Raw genomic sequence first — 17,359 nt, forward strand, 5'->3', positions numbered from 1 at the left:
TTAACCGCCCTGGGCCCCTCAGCGTTAAATAAGATCCCTACGTGTGAGACTTAACACGTTTAGGTAAAGTAATTGCAACACATGTTGACAGATAGCAGCAATACCTTACGAAAGTCAACAGATAAATTCTCTGAATGTAATACCACACAGACAGCGTGGTAGTATGCGGCACGCGTTGAAGCTAGTCCTAGTAGCCTCCCTGTTTGTAGTCTTTAGCCTGGTACTGCTCACGCCGCTCACGTTCACTGCAAAGGCCCAGACATCAGGGCAGCCCGTGTCAACGATAGTGTTGAAGAGCTACTCTGGGTCAGACACTGCTGGGGTCGGCGACTTTGATCACGGCTACATAGCCTTCTACGACTATGCAATACCGCCCTACAAGATGGGCACGCTGCCTCCAGGGTCAGTTGCCTACGAGATGCCCTCAACCTACTATGACGTTCTCCTGAACCCAGTTGAGTACATAGAGAACCCGAGCGGGCAGGAGGTCCTCAACCCGTTCTACTACCAGAGCGTCAGGTTTGCGATTAACTACATAGTGGACAGGAGCTACTTCGTTAATGACGTCCTCTACGGCTACGGAATACCGACGCTGACCCTGTACGGCGGTGAGTACGAAATGCTGACAACCTCAAATGTGACCGCGGCGTTCTCAAACATAACTTACAACCCCTCCTACGCTAATGAGACCATATACAAGACGCTCACCGCCCACGGCTACAAGTACATAAACGGCCAGTGGTACTACCCCAACGGCCAGCCCGTGGTTATATACGTTTTCGTCAGGACTGACGCCACTGTAAGGTACATCTACGCGTCATTCCTGATAGACCAGCTCAAGAGCCTGGGCTTCCAGGTGCAGCCTGTGTACGGCAACCTGCAGAAGGAGATAACTGACATATACAGCATGGTGCCAAATGAGACCACGTGGAACGTGCTCATAGAGGCCTGGGGCGGCACCTACGGCTTCTACGACTGGGGCCTGCCGGCCTCCCTCTACGGAGCTGCGTTTGGCGACCTGCCAGCGAGCGACGCCTACGGCACGGCGTGGGGCCTGCCCGTTAACACGACTAACATACAGGAGCCCAAGCTGACCCAGGAGCTCAACATAATAGACAACCTGAGCCTCAGGCTGGCGCTCAGCGAGTTCACGAGTGAGCAGCAGTACTACAAGTGGCTCGACATAATAAACTACTATGGCATAGTATCTGCAATAAGGATCGGCCTGGGCATGAGCCTGATACCCATATTTGTCAACAGCAACATGGTGACAGGGCTGGTGCCCAACTACATAGAGGGCCTGGTTACTCCGTTCAGCTTCCTGAACGCTAAGACGCCGACGGGCACCCTCACCATAGGGGTGAGGCACCTGGCCATGGGCAGCATGAACCCAGTAGCCGGCTTTACTGACTCCTACAGCGTTGCCACGGCCGCCAGCGTCTTCCTGCCAATAATATACTACACACCTGGCAACGGCTTCCCCGTGCCCGTCGGGTTCACCTATAAGCTGGTGGCCCTCTCACCTGTCGCTAACATAACCGTGCCCACGTCGGCTCTCATGTACAACGCGACGAGCATGAAGGTGCAGCATGTGCCGCCGAACACAACGGCCAAGGTAGCTGTGATAGTTAACTTTGCCCCACTCCTACAGAACGACAGGTTCGTTGACGGCCAGCCAGTAACGCTAGCTGACCTCATAGAGCAGTACCTGATAGCGGCCAACGCGAGCCTGTCAGCTAACAGCCCAATATACGACTCGACCGCGGCCGCAGTCTACGGCCCGTCGCTGCAGCAGATAGTTGGGTTCGAGATACTGAACAGCACCTCGCTGGAGATCTGGAGCACTGCGTGGTGGTTCAACCCTGAGTACGCGGCGCTGAGCACAGTAGGCGACTTCATAATACTTGGCTACGCTGAGCCCGGAGGCGGAATGATGCCCTGGCCGCTCTACGCAGCCATGGCCTACGTGGTGGCCCACGGCGAGGCCGCATGGAGCAGCGGCGCCGCAACCAGCGAGCACGTCGACTGGCTAAACCTCGTGAACCCAACTGACGTGGGCAACGTGCTCAAGGCGCTGGAGCTCTACAACAGCACGGGCTACATACCTGAGGGCCTGCTTGAGGTCCAGAACCTGAGCGGAGTCCAGCTGGTTAACACGACCTTTGCCCACGAGGCCTACACGGATGCCATAAACTACATCAACACATACGGCAACGCTGTCATAGGTGAAGGACCCTACATGCTGGTGGCCTACCAGCCTGGCCAGTACGCTAAGCTCGTTAAGAACCCGTACTTCAACGTGCCTGTGCCCAGCATACTGACCAGCACGCCAGTGCTGTACTCCGTGCACGTGACCCTGCCGCCGCTGGGCATGGTGCCGGCGGGAGGCAGCATAAGCGCCACTGTCTACGGCACGCCGGACGGAACTAATGTCACCACCCCGCAGAGCGGAGTGTTCGTCATAGCGCAGTTCGTGACCCCTGAGGGCGCTGTAGTGGCTCAGGAGAACCTCACCAGCGGCGCCGACGGCTCAGTGAGCATACCTGTGCCCACAAGCCTGTCGCCTGGGAGCTACTACCTGATACTGTGGGCCTACACGCCTGCTAACATACTGCTTGACCCGGTAAAGGTGCCCATAACGGTCACCCCAATGGTGACCACCACGACCACCACAACTACTACAACGACGACAACGACCACCACAACTACGACCACCCCAGTGGTGACCACGACAACAACGTCTACAACTACAACGCCAGTAGTCACAACAACGTCCACGACGCCAGTGACCACGACAACGCCTAAGCCAGTAACTATATCGACTACGTTGATAGTGGGAATAGTCGTCGTTGTAATAGTTATAATAGCTGCCGTGGCACTCCTGGCCAGGAGAAAGTGAATGGCCAGGGGTGACAGCCACTAATGGGTTATAAGACTTTTTTAGCTAAAACTGCGATTATATACATTACTGTGCTTTTTGCCGCCATGGTTATACTGTATGTTTTCACCTATCCCGTAATACAGAGGCTTTACTCTGACTACGTGAAGTACTCGGCGAGCCAGCTGAAGACCGAGCTCATAAGGCACGCCAGGGGGAGCCTCAACCTAACTCAGGTCAACCTTGAGGTTGAGGAGTATGAGAAGTCCCTTGAGGCGGCCTACGGGCTCAACCAGCCCCTCATAGTTAGGTTCGCCCTGCAGATGAAGGCCCTGATAACCTTCCACTTCGGTGTAACTCCTCCAGGCGTCAGCTACCCGGGCTACACGACCTCCAATAACATAGCCCAGATAATTGCCGTAGCCCTGCCAAGGACCATAATACTCTTCACAACTGGAACTGTGATAATAATTGCAGTTGGCACCCTCCTCGGGGTGCTCGCGGCCAGGTACCAGGGCTCGGCTTACGACAAGGCTATACCTGTGATAGCGGTTGTGCACCAGAGCCTGCCCACGTGGTGGATAGGTTTCCTGCTCATAGCTGGCCTCGCCTACGGCCTCCGCTGGTTCCCGCCGGGGGGCATAGTGAGCGCCGGCCTCAACTTCTCCAAGGAGCCGCTACAGTACGTGGCCAGCTTGCTGGATCACATGACCTTACCGCTCCTGGCTTTCTTCATAGTTAACATAGGCGGCTTCGCCTACGTGGTCAGGAGCCTGACCCTGGCCACCACCAAGGAGGACTTCGTGCTCACAGCAAAGGCCAGGGGGCTGCCCGAGAGGAGGATAGTCTTTGGCCACATACTTAAGACGGCTTCGCCCTCGATAGCCACCCAGGCCATGCTGTGGCTGGCGAGCTCCTTCGCCGGAGGCCTGACGACGGAGATAGTGTTCGTGTGGCCCGGCATAGGGCTGCTTACGTACTACGCTGTCATGGAGTCCGACGAGGCGACCGTGATGGCAATAACCTACGTGCTCACTCTGGTGCTTGTAATAGCGCTGTTCCTTAACGAGGTAATAAAGGGGATGCTGGACCCAAGGATAAGGGCAAGCCAAGGGTGAAGCGGGATGTCTGAGGAGGCAGGCTCTAGCTTCATGTTCTATTTGAAGTACGTGCTGAAGAGCAAGAGCGCGCTGGCGGCCCTCGTGGTTATATTTATCTTCGTAGGCCTCGCCGCGTACGTAAGCACGTGGCCGAAGAGCGTAGCGTTCAACTACTTGAACAACCTCCAGTACTGGGAGAGCGCGTACCCGACCGTGGCGGCGCCTTCCTGGATGGCGTTCCTGAGCCCGTCAAGCTATGCCCCCTCGCTCTACGTGAACCCCCACTCGGTGAAGGTGTATGAGCACATAGGCACGGTCTACGTGTACGAGCTCACCTACAGCTTCAACTGGCGCTACTCCAAGGTCCCTACCGACGTGGTCTTTAACTTCGCCTCCAACACTACAATGCAGTACATGCTGGTGGAGTGGGTTAAGCCGTCGGGGTCAACGGTCAACGCCACCGTGACCGTGATGGGGACGGCGTACTCGTTTGACCTCAGCGCCCTGGCCAAGCCGCTCTCGGCCTACCTGCTCCAGAAGACGGGCACGGTGCCCACGGTGCTGACCACGCAGGCCCTGGCGACGGCGCTTTTCAGCAACCTCTCCAGGAGGACCGTGGGCCCAACGGAGCTGGGCACCTACGGGGTGAACGTCTTCATTGCGACGGCGGGCCCCGCCAAGTTTAAGGCTGCCCAGGTGAGGATAATGGGGAACGCCTACGGAGCCCTGGGCACCGACATCTACGGCAGGCCCATATTCCTTGGCATACTGCTGGGGCTGCCGAACGCGCTTGAGATAGGCGTGGTGACCTCGCTGCTGGGAGTGCTCATAGGCACGTTCATAGGTGGCTACGCTGGCTTCCTGGGAGGCAAGACCGACGCCGCCCTCAACTGGTTCAGCACGGTCATACTGGCGCTCCCAGCACTGCCGTTCCTGGTGGCCCTTGGGCTGCTGCTGAAGTCAGGCCTGTCAATAATGGAGGAGGCCCTCCTGATAACGTTCCTGAGCTGGCCGTTCTACGCAATAATAGCCAGGAGCGCGGCCCAGAGCATAAAGACGAACTCGTTCGTTGAGGCTGACAAGCTGATGGGTATACCCTCGTACAGGACGTTCCTGACGCACTTCCTGCCCAGGCTGGTGCCATTCATAGTGGCGTACACGGTGCTTGGGATACCGGGGGCAATACTGCTGGTTGAGACCCTGGCCTTCATAGGGATAGCCCCGCCTAACATAGTGACGTGGGGAGGCATACTTGACGCCGCCTACGACGCCAACGCTGCCCTCAACGGCTGGTGGTGGTGGATACTCTTCCCAGGCCTCATGATAGTGCTCGTCAGTCTGCCATTCGTGGTCGTGGGCTTTGCCATAGAGAGGGCGTCGTTCGGCGGGAGGTAGGGCTAAACCTTTTTTGCCGTGAAGCTCACATCCTTGCAGGGTCTGAGTTGAGGATAGCAGTCGTTGGCAGCAGGGGCTTCGGCTCAGTGCACCTTGCAGCTATGTCAAGGCTTAAGGACGAGGGCTTCGACATCGAGTACTACACCTACAGCTCCTCTGAGCAGGAGGCCAAGGCCATAGCTGAGAGGTTCGGCGCCGCCGGCTACTTCACCAACTACGACGACGTCCTCTCGTCAAAGGTTGACGCCGTGGACCTAGTGGTGAGCCACGACGCGCACATGCCAATGACGCTGAGGGCCCTCAGGGCCGGCAAGCACGTCATGCTTGAGAAGCCCATAGCCAGGAACATGGAGGAGGCGGAGGCCATAGTTAAGGCTGCAGAGTCCTCGGGCCTTAAGTTCATGGTTGCTGAGAACTACCACTTTGACGAGACCTTCAACGAGCTCTACAGGCAGCTGCCCAACGTTGGCAGGATCCACACAGTGATTGTGAGGGACATACACTACAACCAGCCGAGGACGTGGAGGAGGGTCAAGGAGCTCATGGGCGGCGGGGCCGTGATAGACGGCGGCATACACATGATACACGTCATGCTAAACGTGGCCGGCGAGTACTCCTCCGTGTGCTCCATGGTCTACCGCACGGGGAGCGTTGACATGGAGGGGGAGGACGTGGGGGTCGCCATGTTTAACTTCAGGTCAGGCGCAGGGGGGTGTACATGTATGGATGGGCCTTCAGGAGCGCAGCCCCCGCCCCTATAATAGAGGTCTACGGCGACAGGGGGTCCATATACGAGGATCCCTCCTCAAGGCTCTTCCTGGAGTCCAGGGGCTTCAGGTACTTTGCAAGGCACGGGGACCTGGTGGTGAACGGCTCAAGGCTCGAGGTGGCGAAGACTGACATGATAGGCGAGGAGGTAAGGGCGTTCGCTGAGTACGTTGACGGCAAGAGGAAGGACAACCCAATGCCCACAGAGCTTGAGCTGAGGGACCTCAGGGCCGTCCTTGACATATACTCGTCCTCAAGGTGCTGACCACCTCCTGGACCTCTCTATTTTGTCCTTAATGCAGAGGAGCGCAACGTCGTAGGCGTACTCCACGTCCCTCTGGGTCAGCACCCTGTACGTGGTGCCGCTCCTAAGCATGTAGTGCCTCCTGAGAACGGTGGGCACTATGGAGTCCAGGTCCTCGCCCCTCATTATCATGGCTGCCACCTCCCTTACTACCTCGTTGTTGCAGTCCCCTGGCCTGAAGGGGGTGGACCAGCTCCTGACCTTGACCGTGCCGCTCTCGACGCACTTAGCCGCGCTGGAGTAAAGCTGGTCGAACTGCTCGTCGCTCAAGTCAAGCTTGAAGTCGTAGTGCAGGGCGGCCCTTATCATCTCCTTAGTCATACCTAGGGCTATGAGCCCTGCCACGACCCTCAGGGTGCCCCTGCACTCCTCGCTCATTTTGCAGCACATGCTAACTGTTTTATTTTGTGACAAATTACGCCTTAGTGGCGGTTCAATGGACTGGCAGACCATAGAGAGGGTCATGGCTAAGGCGCCTTACCACGTTGACTACATAGTGCCCAAGAACTCTGTGCCCAGGCCCGAGGACCAGTGCCTTGAGCCCTCCTTCGGGAAGCCCAGGGGACAGCTGAGGAACTGGAGGGCCACACTGAGCGACGGGAGCTGCCTGCACGTGCTCGAGTTCAAGCACTTCTACGTGGTCCACAGGGACAGGGCTAACCTAAACGACAGCGTCATAAGGCACGTGGCCCTTGACGAGCCAAGCATGATAGTCCTCACCTTCTGGCTCCCCCTGCTGGAGCTTCTCAGGGTGCTGCTTAGGGTAAGGAGGAGGAAGAGGCTAAGGGCCGCCGGCAGCCCCTGCTACTAGCTTATATTAGCCCCACGGCCAGCTCAGGGCGGGGATAGCGTTTGACAGAGGACAGGGCGCAGGTCTCCATACCCAGGGACCTCTACGAGAAGGCAAGGAAGTACGTGGAGGAGCAGGGAACCTTCAGGTCAGTTGACGAACTAGTCGAGTTCCTCCTCAGGCAACTCCTCGAGGAGCAGGAGAGCACAGCAATGAGCAAGGAGGACGAGGAGGCCGTAAAGGACAGGCTCAGGAGGCTCGGCTACCTTTAAGCCTTGAAGTTATGAGGCTCACGAGCTTTTCGGCGTTCTCATTGACGTTGTCCTTTACAGTGTCAAGCACGAGGTCAGGGCTCAGCGGCTCCTCGTAGGGGTCTGAGACGCCAGTGAAGTGCTTGATCTCGCCAGTTAAGGCCTTCCTGTAGAGGCCCTTGGGGTCCCTCCTTATGCACTCCTCCAGGGGGCACTTGACGTAGACCTCCAGGAAGTCAGCCTCCTCCGATATTATCTTCCTGACCTCCTCCCTGGCGTCCCTGTAGGGCGAGACGAAGCTGCAGATCACTATCACCCCGTTCCTGGCCAGGAGCCTGGCCACCCACGAGGCCCTGACCAGGTGCTTCATCCTCTCCTCCTTCGTGTAGCCGGCCTCGGGGTCTATGTGGGACCTGAACCAGTCGCCGTCAAGCACCTCCACCCTGTAGCCCATGGCCCTTAGCCTCTCGGCGGCAGCGTTAGCTATGGTTGTCTTGCCGCTCCCTGGCAGGCCGGTGAGCCAGACCACCAGGCCCCTCAAGCCTCAGCACCTCTGGGCCAACGCGTCTTTAGGGGCTTTAAAGCGCGGGCCTTAATTAAGCTTAATTAAGCTTAAATATTCCTAATTAAGCTTAATTAGAAGGCGAGGTCAATGGCGAGGAAGCCAGAGGGCGAGAGGGGGAGGTACACCACGGTCTCAATACCCACCCCCCTCTACGACAGGATAAAGAGCCTCATAGCCGGCACGGGCTTCAACAGCGTCTCCCAGTTCGTCACCTACGTCCTCAGGGAGGTCGTGAGCGACATGGAGAGGGAGAAAGTTCAGAGCGCGATAAGTGAGGAGGAGAAGGAGGAGATACTGAGGAGGCTCAAGAGCCTGGGCTACCTCTGAGGTGAAGCCAGGTTGGTGTCCCAGCCCCACGGCGGAAGGCTGATCGACAGGGTGGCCAGGGGGCCCAGGGCGGAGAAGCTATCGTGCCAGGCTGCGGAGCTGCCCGCCCTTGAGCTCTCCGGGGCCCTAGCTTATGATGTGGCCAACATAACTCACGGCGTCTACAGCCCCCTGGAGGGCTTCATGACTGAGGACGAGTACGAGAGCGTGCTGAGGAACTCGAGGTTAACCAACGACCTCCCGTGGACCATACCCATAGTGCTTGACGTGGAGCCGAGGCTTGCCAAGGAGGTCCTAGGCTCTGAGATAGCTCTGTCCTACAAGGGCGTCAGGTTCGCAATCATGAACGTAGAGGACGCCTTCCAGTGGGACAGGAAGACCTTCGCTGAGAAGGTCTTCGGGACCACCGACCAGGCCCACCCTGGCGTCGTGCTGCTCTACAGGAGGGAGGGGCAGATGCTCATAGGGGGCAAGGTGGAGCAGTTCGCCGAGCTGCCCGAGCCATTCGAGAAGTACAGGCTGTGGCCCAAGGAGACCAGGGTCCTCTTCGAGCAGCTTGGCTGGAGGAGCATAGCAGCGTTTCAGACCAGGAACGCGCCTCACATGGGTCACGAGTACGTCATGAAGGCCGCCCTGAGCTTCGTAGACGGCCTGTTCGTGAACCCCCTGGTGGGCTGGAAGAAGCCGGGGGACTTCACGGATGAAGCCATAGTTGCAGCGTATGAGGTCCTTCTGAGGGACTACTTCCCCAGGTCGAGCTACGTCTTCAGCGTGCTCAGGATGAAGATGGTCTACGCAGGCCCAAAGGAGGCTATACACCACGCTATAGTGAGGAAGAACTTCGGGGCAACCCACATAATAGTGGGCAGGGACCACGCCGGCGTGGGCTCCTTCTACGGCCCCTACGAGGCCTGGAACATCTTCAGGGAGTTCCCCGACCTCGGCATAACCCCGCTGTTCCTGAGGGAGGCCTTCTACTGCGTCAAGTGCGGAGGCATAGTGAATGACAAGATATGTCCGCACGGGGACGAGTACAGGAGAAGGATAAGCGGCACCGAGATAAGGAAGCTGTTGTCCGAGGGCCAGAGGCCGCCGGACTACATGATGAGGCCAGAGGTGGCGGACGCGCTGATAAAGCTTAAGGACAGGCTCTTCATAAACTCCTCCTCTCAATGAACGCAAGTATTATGGTGCCAACAATTATCGCATCAACCGAGTAGCCGATGGCGTAGTTGTAGAAGCCGTGCTCCAGCCTCACGTGCTCCAGCCTCAGCGGGCCGGCCTGCGCGGGCTCCCCGTGCAGGGAGCTGACGTTAAGCGCCTGCAGGGACAGCCCGTAAGAGCTCACGGGCCTAAGGTGAAACGTCGCCAGGAGGGAGGGCGTGACCACCGCTGGCCTGGACGACGTGGCCCACCCTATGACGGAGCCGTTAGCCTCTAGGTAGCCCTGCACGGTCCCATTGACGTAAACCGCTATGTAGTCCTTCCCTGAGCCCACGAAGATCTGTCCAAGGTACACAATGCCGTGAAGGAACGGGTACGCGGTCTCCAGCGAGAAGGGGTAGTCGAGCGCTGCCGTGGTCTCAGCCCTTGGAAGTTCCCCGTAGGTGTAGAGCACTGAGGCCCACCCATATGGCGGCCTCAGGTACAGCGCAAGCCCGTTGAGGGTCCCCGCTGCTGCGAAGGCGTAGGCCTCAACGTTGTAGACGTAGGCAGTCCCGTTAAGGGCTATCATCGCGTCCTGCAGGTTTTTTACTATCTCAGAGCCCGCCACGAGCGGCTCCCCGTCATAGCTGCCAACATAGTCTATGGTCACGTTGCTGCCATAGTAGTAGGCCTGGGCGCGCGGAGGATCCACGTAGACTAGGTAGCTGTCGCTGAACGCAACCGCAACCCCGTCGCTGAGGGGGGCGGCGCTGTAGGGGGGTACCAGCGTGGTGAAGTTAGTGGAGTACGCCATCAGCGAGCCGTTCCTAAGCGAGGCCACCAGGAGCCTGTAGGGCGGGAACGGGGTCGTGTTGAGCACCCCCGACGCGGCGACCTCGCCCTCATGGCATGAGACGGCCGTAAGGTAGCCCTGAGCGTCAACGTAGTAGTACGTGACCCCGGAGCTGCTTAGGTCAGCCATGGAGGGCCTGCCGCTGGCTAAGCCGACCACTACGAGCTGGTCCCCCAGCTGGCACGCTGCCGTGGCCGTAACGTTGAGCGAGAGCCACCTGCCGTCGAAGTAGACTACGGTGCTGCTGTTACTTGCTGCTACGACCCACCCCTCGCTTGGGCTGAAGTAGATGAGCCTGTGGCCCTCCAGGAGGACTCCCCAGTCCGTGGAGCCCCTCACGTAGGGGTAAGCCGCTGCTGCTAGGGCCCCAGCTATCAGTATTAGATAGACAAGGACTGCAACGGCCCACCGAGGTATCAAGCCCAAGCCCCGTGCCCAGTCCCTCTGTGACGTTAAAAGCGGTAAGCAGGATGCGAGGGAATGGAATCCCATCGTTGCATTATGCAGATACGCATATAACTCTTCCCGACACTTTAACCTCCTTGAGGTGAAGTTATTGGAGATCAGGAGGGCCCTCGCCGCGGCCGCGTCAATGCTGCTAATAGCTATAATAGTCCTCTACCCGGCGGCCTCGCTGGCCGAGGGCGTTCATGTAAACAGGAGCAACTACATCTACGTCTACCCCAACAGCGCGGTGGTGGTAGCAGTTAACGGCACGGCGACGCTTGAGCACGAGGTACCCAAGGAGAACCTGAGCCTAGAGGTAACCTACTACAGCAGCTCGACATACCTGAGGCTCGTCTACAGCGGCCAGGTGCCGAAGCACGGGCACCTCAGGTTCAACGGCCTGGGCAAGTTCGCCGGCCGCGAGCTGGGCCTGCAGTCGCTGAACGTCTCAGGCCTCATAAACAGGACCTCCAACGGCAGGGTCTCAGAGCTCAGGCTCATGGGCACCGTTGTAGCTTTGGCAAGTGAGGGTCAGCTTGAGGCCAACGTGAGCCTCTACAGGCTTGTGGAGGCGGTGACGTCGCCCTCGCCCGAGTACATAGTCCTGCTAGAGGCTAACGTGTCACACACGCCATACCCAGTGCCCATTCAGCTGTTCAAGTATGAGAGCCTGAACACCACTGGCATAAACATAACTGAGCTCAAGGTCTATGAGAACTCAACCTTTACCGGCGTTGTGCTCAAGGCAGTGGTTAACGCCACGCCAGCGCCTCCAAACACAACCCTGGGCCTGGCGCAGGCCATCATAGGCGCCGCCCTGGCGCCAGGCTTCATAAACGGCAGCTATCACTATTACGTTAACTATCAGGCCAGGGAGGCCTCAGAGGAGGTAAGCGTCAACGTCTCTGACAGCCTAATAGAGCTCCTGCAAAAGGCCTTAGCCAGGGGCCTGGGAGCCCTGGCCCAGCAGGGAGGCCTGCAGGGGAACACTGACCTTGGCGACTACAGCGGCCTCCTGGGGGAGCTGATTGACAACGCCGAGCCCTTCGTTAACGCCACGTCAGAGCTCATAAGCTACATACAGCAGAACTTCAGGATAGTGGTGCCCTCGAGCGAGGAGATAAACGTAACGAGCTACGGCCACATGGTGACGTTCAGCTTCAGGAGCCCAATGATAATAGGGGCCAACGCCAAGAACCCAAAGGACACGCTGGTGGCAATACAGTACCTCTTCAGCAATGCCTCGCAGTTCTATGAACAGAACGGGCTTGACCACATAGCCAAGGCCTTCGCCTCGGTCGAGGACGAGGAGGTGACCCTTGTCGGCGTTGACGGCGTCACCGTGAAGCCGTCGCAGACCACCATAGGCAACCTGAGCTCTGTGGTTGTAACAGTGCCCAGCGGCAGCGCGCCGGCGAAGGATGTCATAGGAGGCTCTGCGGTGGTCGTTGGCCTCCTGCTCGTGGCATTCTTCCTGCTCAGGAGGCACTGATGCCTTAAGTCCTGGCCCCTCATTGCAGCTGTTTTTACGCTTTTATTTTAGGCTTAGGGATCAGGTCTTGGCCGCGCCAGCGGCCTCCTGACCTCATGCAAGTGCTAACACTTTTTATGTAGTTATATAACAGGCTCCTGGGACTCAGCTTGGCATCCAGTCCCAAGGCAACGATAAAGAGGTACGTAATATTCATGGATTTTGATGGCTTCAGGTACAGGGGTCATGAATCCATAGAGCTCGAGACCCAGGAGGACCTGAGGCTTGACGCCAAGGGAGTGAGGGTGACCTCAGTTAAGGCCAACGGGTCCCCGGTCCAGTTCGCGCAAGACGAGGAGGGGGTCACGGTAAGGACTGGGAGGTTCTCGGGCACGCTCGAGGTTGACTTCGAGGGCGAGGCCGCCGAGAAGCTGGTAGGCATATACAGGGCCCCTTACGAGGGCGGCTACGTAATATCAACGCAGTTCGAGTCCGTGCACGCCAGGGAGATGTTCCCGTGCGTTGACAACCCGGCCTACAAGGCCAGGTTCAAGCTCTCTGTGAGGATACCCAGGGACCTTCACGCGATATCCAACATGCCCATAGAGAGGGTGACCATCGAGGGTGACAGGAAGCTGGTGGAGTTCATGGAGACGCCGCCCATGTCAACTTACCTGCTGTACATAGGCATAGGCAAGTGGGAGGAGGTCGTCGACAGCGGAGGCCGTTACGTTCTTGCAACAGTCCCCGGCAAGACAAGGTACGGCTCGCTGGCCCTCTGGGCTGCAAGGAACAGCGTGGACTTCTACGAGAGGTACTTCGGCATACCTTACCCCCTGCCCAAGATGCACCTCATAGCTGTCCCTGAGTTCGCCTTTGGGGCCATGGAGAACTGGGGTGCCATAACGTTCAGGGAGAGCGCCCTCCTAGCGCCTGACAACGCCGACATGGCCCAGCGCAGGAGGGTCGCGGAGGTAGTGGCTCACGAGATAGCCCACCAGTGGTTCGGGGACCTGGTTACCATGAAGTGGTGGGACGACCTGTGGCTCAACGAGAGCTTTGCAACTTTCATGAGCTACAAGGCTGTGAGCTCCTTCGCCCCTGAGCTCCTAATGTGGGAGAACTTCCTGCTGGGCGAGACCGACGGTGCCATGGTGAGGGACTCGCTCAGCACTACCCACCCAATACACGTGGAGGTCTCATCGCCTGACGAGATAGAGGAGATATTTGATGACATAAGCTATGGCAAGGGCGCAAGCATACTCAGGATGGTAGAGTACTTCCTGGGCGAATCGTTCAGGAAAGGGCTCTCGTCGTACCTGGAGCACCACGCCTACTCAAACGCCGTCGCCCAGGACCTCTGGACCGCGATACAGCCGTTCACATCGGTGCCCGTGGCGGACCTCATGAACGACTGGATCATGAAGCCTGGCTACCCGTACCTCAAGGTAACGGTGGAGGGCAGCAAGGTTAGGCTGGAGCAGCACAGGTTCTCGCTCTCGGGCAAGCTCGAGGACCTGACCTACATGGTGCCGGCCACCCTGGAGGTCAACGGCAGGAGGGTTAACGCCATATTCAGCTCCAGGGTCTATGAGGTCGACGTGGGCGAGGAGGTGAAACAGCTCAAGGTAAACCTGGACAGGGCGGGCTTCTACAGGGTCCTGTACCAGGACCTCTCAGGTCTCGCCAAGCTTAACCAGCTTGAGGCCTACGGGCTTCTCAACGACTACTACTACTTCATGCTCGCTGGCCTCGTTGGCAGGGACGAGTACCTCAGGGTCGTTGACACCAACTTCAGCGTGCCGGACTACCTGCCCGCCCTTGAGCTGAGCAACGAGCTCTTCAACCTGTTCCTCATTAACCCAGCGATATTCGCGCAGAGGGCCATAGACTACCACAGGTCCCAGTTCGCGTTCCAGTCCAGGAGGCCCGAGGAGCAGTACAGGGAGCTGGCCGGGAGGTTAGCAAACAGGCTGGCCATAATGGACCGCTCCTTCGCCGCCGAGCTCGCCTCCCAGTTCGGCAGGGAGGTGGACCCCAACATGAGGCAGGCCGTCTACACGGCCTACGCAGTGGCCACGGGCGACCTCGAGGGCCTCAGGAGGGAGCACGAGAGGCAGCAGCTGGACTCCGAGAAGGTGAAGGTCCTCATAGCTGCAGCCCAGCTCAGGGACAGGTCGGCCCTGCAGCAGGCCATAGAGTGGATAGCCTCTGGGAGGAGGCAGAACATGCTCTACGTGCTCACGGTTGGCCTTAACCCCGACGGCAGGGACCTGCTCTGGGGCTGGCTAAGGGACGGGGGCCTTGACAGGCTGGAGAAGGCCTTCGAGGGGACGGCAATAGTTCAGAGGTGGCTCATGGGCTACCTGCCTTTCATAGGGCTCGGGAGGGAGAAGGAGGTCAGCGACTTCTTCGCCTCAAGGCCTGACGGCAGGAGCGCTGAGGTCAGGGGAGGCCTTGAGATCCTGGAGGCGTACTCAAGGCTGAGGCAGTAAGCGCCATAGTGCTTAGCTTTTATTTTTCCCACGCAGGTGTAGCCGGGACCTCGAGTTGTCCGGCATGTCACCTGAGGACCTAGCTAAGCTTACCCTTGTCTCCAGCCCCGCGGCCTCGCCTGACGGCTCTAAGGCGCTGTTCGTGGTCTCAAGGCCTAACGTGCAGCAGAACAGGTACGACAGCTCCATATGGCTCTACGACGGCAGCTCCTACTACCCTGTGACCTCAGGCCCTGGGGACTCGTGCCCGGCCTGGTCCCCAGACGGCCAGCTGATAGCCTTCATAAGGACCGTGAGGCAGGAGGGGCAGCCTGCCCAGACCTCAGTTATGCTGATGAGGCCAGGCTACGAGCCCACCCCCCTCTTCACGTGGAGCTTCGGCGCCTCGTCAATAGCATGGTCGCCCGCGGGGAGCTCAATAGCCTTCATCGCTAGGAAGCCGCTGGGGCAGGGCGAGTGGAAGGACTACTCCAAGAGGGAGGCCCTGGTCATTGAGAGGCTCCCGCCCTTCTTCAACGGCGAGGGCTACATATTCGACAGGCCCAGGAACATCTACCTCGTCAGCGCCAGCGGAGGGGAGCCCAGGAGGCTGACCTCCCACACGCTTGACGTGAGCTCCTTCGCCTGGTCCCCTGACGGCAAGAGGATAGCCTACGTTAAGCAGCTCGAGGAGGTGCACGCACAGTACGACGAGCTGAGGCTCCTGAACGTGGAAACTGGCGAGGACGTGCAGCTGCTATCCAAGGCGTCGATAGCGGGCCTGGCCTGGTCCCCTGACGGCAACAGCATAGCCCTCCTCATGCACAGGCTTGAGAGGGGGCTCTCGAGCCACTACAAGCTCTACTCCTATAACTTGAGGACCGGGGAGTTAACAAAGGTGGAGCTCGGTCTTGACAGGAACCTGATTAACAGCGTCAACAGCGAGGCCAGGGGGCCGTCGTGCACAAGCCCCATACAGGCCTCGGGCAGCTGGCTCTACTTCAGCGTCAGCGACGCCGGCAGGGCGTGGCTCTACAGGGCCACCCTCAGCGGCAGGCTGGAGCCCGTGCTCAAGCCCGAGGACGCGGTCATTGACGACTTCAGCGTGTCCCAGTCGTCCGACGTGGTCTACTACACGCAGATGAACGAGTCCGAGCCCGCGGAGCTCCACGTGCTCAGGGGGACCTCGGGCAGGAGGCTCACGTCCTTCAATGACGACTTCCTCAGGCAGGCCTCGCTGCCGAGGGCCCTTAAGGCAAAGGCAAGGGCCAGGGACGGCACGGAGCTGGACTTCTGGGTCCTCCTTCCGAGGGACGCCAAGGGCAGGGTGCCGTGGGTGCTCTACATACACGGGGGGCCCAAGACGAGCTACGGTTATGGCTTCATGGTGGCCTTCCACGTGCTCGCCTCGGCTGGGATAGCCGTTGTTTACGGCAACCCGAGGGGCAGCGACGGCTACAGCGAGGACTTCGCTGACATAAGGGGCAGGTGGGGCACCGTGGACTACGAGGACCTAATGACCATAGCTGACGAGGCCACGAGGCAGTTCCAGCAGCTCGACCCCAGCAGGGCCGGGGTGGCCGGCGGGAGCTACGGGGGCTTCATGACCAACTGGGTGATAACCCACACGTCCAGGTTCAAGGCAGCTATGACCGAGAGGAGCTGCGTGGAGTTCTACAGCGACTGGGGGACCAGCGACATAGGCTGGTACTTCGACGAGGACCAGCTGATGGCCCAGCCGCCGTGGAAGTCCGCGGACCAGTACCTAAAGGCAAGCCCAATGACTTATATAGAGTCCGTGACCACCCCTCTGCTCATAATGCACGCGCTGGAGGACTACAGGTGCCCCGTGAGCCAGGCCCTCCAGCTGTTCACAGCCCTCAAGGTGCTTGGCGTCGAGGTCAAGCTGGCCCTATTCCCTGGCGAGGACCATGACCTGACCAGGAGCGGCAGGCCCAGGACCAGGGTCGAGTACCTTAAGCTGATGCTTGACTGGATGAAGGGACACCTGGGTGAGTCAAGGTGAGCGAGCCCAGGATAGTCTCGAGCGAGGGGCTCTGCTCGGGGGCCAGGGTCAGGCTCGAGAGGGTCAGGTTCTCCTACAACGGCAGGGAGTTCGACGCTGACAGGGTCTCCTTCGGCCTCTCCGTGGCGGTGCTTCCGGTGCTTGACGACGGCAGGGTCATACTTGAGAGGCAGTGGAGGCCCGCCACGGGCTCCTGGGTCCTTGAGGCGCCAGCCGGCAGGGTGGAGCAGGGGGAGTCCCCGGAGGAGGCGGCCCTGAGGGAGCTCGAGGAGGAGACTGGCTACAGGGCCTCAAGGCTCACCAGGGTCTACGAGGCCTACGTGAGCCCAGGCTACAGCGACGAGGTGCAGTACGGCTATATTGCGGAGGGCCTGACGAGGGTTGGCCAGAGGCTTGAGCCTGACGAGGTCATAGGCCTGGTCTTCATGAGGCCTGAGGAGGCCCTTGGGCAGGCGAGGGACCTCAAGACCATAGCCCTGCTGGAGGCCTACGTTAGCTTTAAGGCGAGGCTAAATCTGTAGAAAGATATAACGGTCACGGGGTTACATGGACTTCAGGTGAATC

General features: G+C 59.1%; 16 protein-coding genes. 13 read left to right on the forward strand and 3 right to left on the reverse strand.

Annotation, left to right across the window (positions count from 1 at the left end; genetic code table 11):
• Window positions 1-175: 175 nt before the first annotated feature.
• The 5 genes from ACZ5GQ_RS03235 to ACZ5GQ_RS03255 all read left to right on the forward strand — a co-directional run bounded on the left by ACZ5GQ_RS03235 (window position 176) and on the right by ACZ5GQ_RS03255 (window position 6,406).
• Window positions 176-2,899: an ABC transporter substrate-binding protein gene (locus ACZ5GQ_RS03235; RefSeq protein ID WP_498857192.1), complete on the forward strand. Its 2,724-nt coding sequence runs from the start codon at window positions 176-178 to the stop codon at window positions 2,897-2,899.
• 86 nt (window positions 2,900-2,985) lie between these two features.
• Window positions 2,986-3,996, forward strand: a complete 1,011-nt coding sequence (locus ACZ5GQ_RS03240; protein WP_498857193.1) for an ABC transporter permease — start codon at window positions 2,986-2,988, stop codon at window positions 3,994-3,996.
• Window positions 3,997-4,002: 6 nt separating this feature from the next.
• The gene (locus ACZ5GQ_RS03245; protein ID WP_498857194.1) at window positions 4,003-5,373 is read left to right on the forward strand and encodes an ABC transporter permease; all 1,371 of its coding nucleotides are present in this window, start codon (window positions 4,003-4,005) and stop codon (window positions 5,371-5,373) included.
• Window positions 5,374-5,420: 47 nt separating this feature from the next.
• Window positions 5,421-6,134, forward strand: coding sequence for a Gfo/Idh/MocA family protein (locus ACZ5GQ_RS03250; RefSeq protein ID WP_498857195.1), 714 nt, complete (start codon window positions 5,421-5,423; stop codon window positions 6,132-6,134).
• Window positions 6,092-6,406, forward strand: coding sequence for a hypothetical protein (locus tag ACZ5GQ_RS03255; RefSeq protein ID WP_498857196.1), 315 nt, complete (start codon window positions 6,092-6,094; stop codon window positions 6,404-6,406). The genes ACZ5GQ_RS03250 and ACZ5GQ_RS03255 overlap by 43 nt, the downstream gene beginning before the upstream one ends.
• On the opposite strand, the gene ACZ5GQ_RS03260 is transcribed toward ACZ5GQ_RS03255, so the two are convergent.
• Window positions 6,395-6,823: a hypothetical protein gene (locus ACZ5GQ_RS03260; RefSeq protein WP_498857197.1), complete on the reverse strand. Its 429-nt coding sequence runs from the start codon at window positions 6,821-6,823 to the stop codon at window positions 6,395-6,397. The genes ACZ5GQ_RS03255 and ACZ5GQ_RS03260 overlap by 12 nt on opposite strands.
• Window positions 6,824-6,881: 58 nt before the next feature.
• Between ACZ5GQ_RS03260 and ACZ5GQ_RS03265 the strand changes: the two genes are divergently transcribed.
• Both ACZ5GQ_RS03265 and ACZ5GQ_RS03270 read left to right on the forward strand, forming a co-directional pair.
• Window positions 6,882-7,256 (forward strand): hypothetical protein, encoded by a 375-nt coding sequence (locus ACZ5GQ_RS03265; protein WP_498857198.1) that lies wholly within the window; start codon window positions 6,882-6,884, stop codon window positions 7,254-7,256.
• A gap of 41 nt (window positions 7,257-7,297) precedes the next feature.
• Window positions 7,298-7,507, forward strand: coding sequence for a CopG family transcriptional regulator (locus tag ACZ5GQ_RS03270; RefSeq protein WP_498857199.1), 210 nt, complete (start codon window positions 7,298-7,300; stop codon window positions 7,505-7,507).
• Here ACZ5GQ_RS03270 and cysC read toward each other — a convergent pair.
• Window positions 7,485-8,027, reverse strand: a complete 543-nt coding sequence (gene cysC / locus ACZ5GQ_RS03275) for an adenylyl-sulfate kinase (RefSeq protein WP_498857200.1) — start codon at window positions 8,025-8,027, stop codon at window positions 7,485-7,487. The two genes, ACZ5GQ_RS03270 and cysC, sit on opposite strands and share 23 nt — an antisense overlap.
• Window positions 8,028-8,138: 111 nt before the next feature.
• On the opposite strand from cysC, the gene ACZ5GQ_RS03280 reads away from it, so the two are divergent.
• Window positions 8,139-8,378, forward strand: a complete 240-nt coding sequence (locus ACZ5GQ_RS03280; protein WP_498857201.1) for a hypothetical protein — start codon at window positions 8,139-8,141, stop codon at window positions 8,376-8,378.
• A gap of 12 nt (window positions 8,379-8,390) precedes the next feature.
• Complete coding sequence (gene sat, locus ACZ5GQ_RS03285; RefSeq protein ID WP_498857202.1) at window positions 8,391-9,554, forward strand: sulfate adenylyltransferase; 1,164 nt, start codon at window positions 8,391-8,393, stop codon at window positions 9,552-9,554.
• On the opposite strand, the gene ACZ5GQ_RS03290 is transcribed toward sat, so the two are convergent.
• Window positions 9,532-10,803, reverse strand: a complete 1,272-nt coding sequence (locus ACZ5GQ_RS03290; RefSeq protein WP_498857203.1) for a hypothetical protein — start codon at window positions 10,801-10,803, stop codon at window positions 9,532-9,534. The genes sat and ACZ5GQ_RS03290 overlap by 23 nt on opposite strands.
• Window positions 10,804-10,933: 130 nt before the next feature.
• Here ACZ5GQ_RS03290 and ACZ5GQ_RS03295 point away from each other — a divergent pair, with 130 nt between their 5' ends.
• The 4 genes from ACZ5GQ_RS03295 to ACZ5GQ_RS03310 all read left to right on the forward strand — a co-directional run bounded on the left by ACZ5GQ_RS03295 (window position 10,934) and on the right by ACZ5GQ_RS03310 (window position 17,316).
• Window positions 10,934-12,316, forward strand: a complete 1,383-nt coding sequence (locus ACZ5GQ_RS03295; protein ID WP_498857204.1) for a hypothetical protein — start codon at window positions 10,934-10,936, stop codon at window positions 12,314-12,316.
• 149 nt (window positions 12,317-12,465) lie between these two features.
• A complete protein-coding gene (locus ACZ5GQ_RS03300; protein WP_498857205.1) occupies window positions 12,466-14,790 on the forward strand; it encodes a M1 family metallopeptidase in 2,325 nt (774 codons plus the stop codon).
• 64 nt (window positions 14,791-14,854) lie between these two features.
• A complete protein-coding gene (locus tag ACZ5GQ_RS03305) occupies window positions 14,855-16,795 on the forward strand; it encodes a S9 family peptidase (RefSeq protein ID WP_498857360.1) in 1,941 nt (646 codons plus the stop codon).
• On the forward strand, window positions 16,792-17,316 hold the full coding sequence (locus tag ACZ5GQ_RS03310) for an NUDIX hydrolase (protein ID WP_498857206.1): 525 nt from the start codon (window positions 16,792-16,794) through the stop codon (window positions 17,314-17,316). The genes ACZ5GQ_RS03305 and ACZ5GQ_RS03310 overlap by 4 nt, the downstream gene beginning before the upstream one ends.
• Window positions 17,317-17,359: the final 43 nt, after the last annotated feature.

Source organism: Caldococcus noboribetus, assembly GCF_055389385.1.

Excerpts from the sequence above, each read along its gene's own strand:
- ACZ5GQ_RS03255 (WP_498857196.1), top strand. The coding sequence starts at position 6,092 with ATGTATGGATGGGCCTTCAGGAGCGCAGCCCCCGCCCCTATAATAGAG.
- ACZ5GQ_RS03305 (WP_498857360.1), top strand. The coding sequence starts at position 14,855 with ATGTCACCTGAGGACCTAGCTAAGCTTACCCTTGTCTCCAGCCCCGCG.
- ACZ5GQ_RS03260 (WP_498857197.1), bottom strand. The coding sequence starts at position 6,823 with ATGAGCGAGGAGTGCAGGGGCACCCTGAGGGTCGTGGCAGGGCTCATA.
- ACZ5GQ_RS03240 (WP_498857193.1), top strand. The coding sequence starts at position 2,986 with ATGGTTATACTGTATGTTTTCACCTATCCCGTAATACAGAGGCTTTAC.
- ACZ5GQ_RS03280 (WP_498857201.1), top strand. The coding sequence starts at position 8,139 with ATGGCGAGGAAGCCAGAGGGCGAGAGGGGGAGGTACACCACGGTCTCA.
- ACZ5GQ_RS03265 (WP_498857198.1), top strand. The coding sequence starts at position 6,882 with ATGGACTGGCAGACCATAGAGAGGGTCATGGCTAAGGCGCCTTACCAC.
- ACZ5GQ_RS03245 (WP_498857194.1), top strand. The coding sequence starts at position 4,003 with ATGTCTGAGGAGGCAGGCTCTAGCTTCATGTTCTATTTGAAGTACGTG.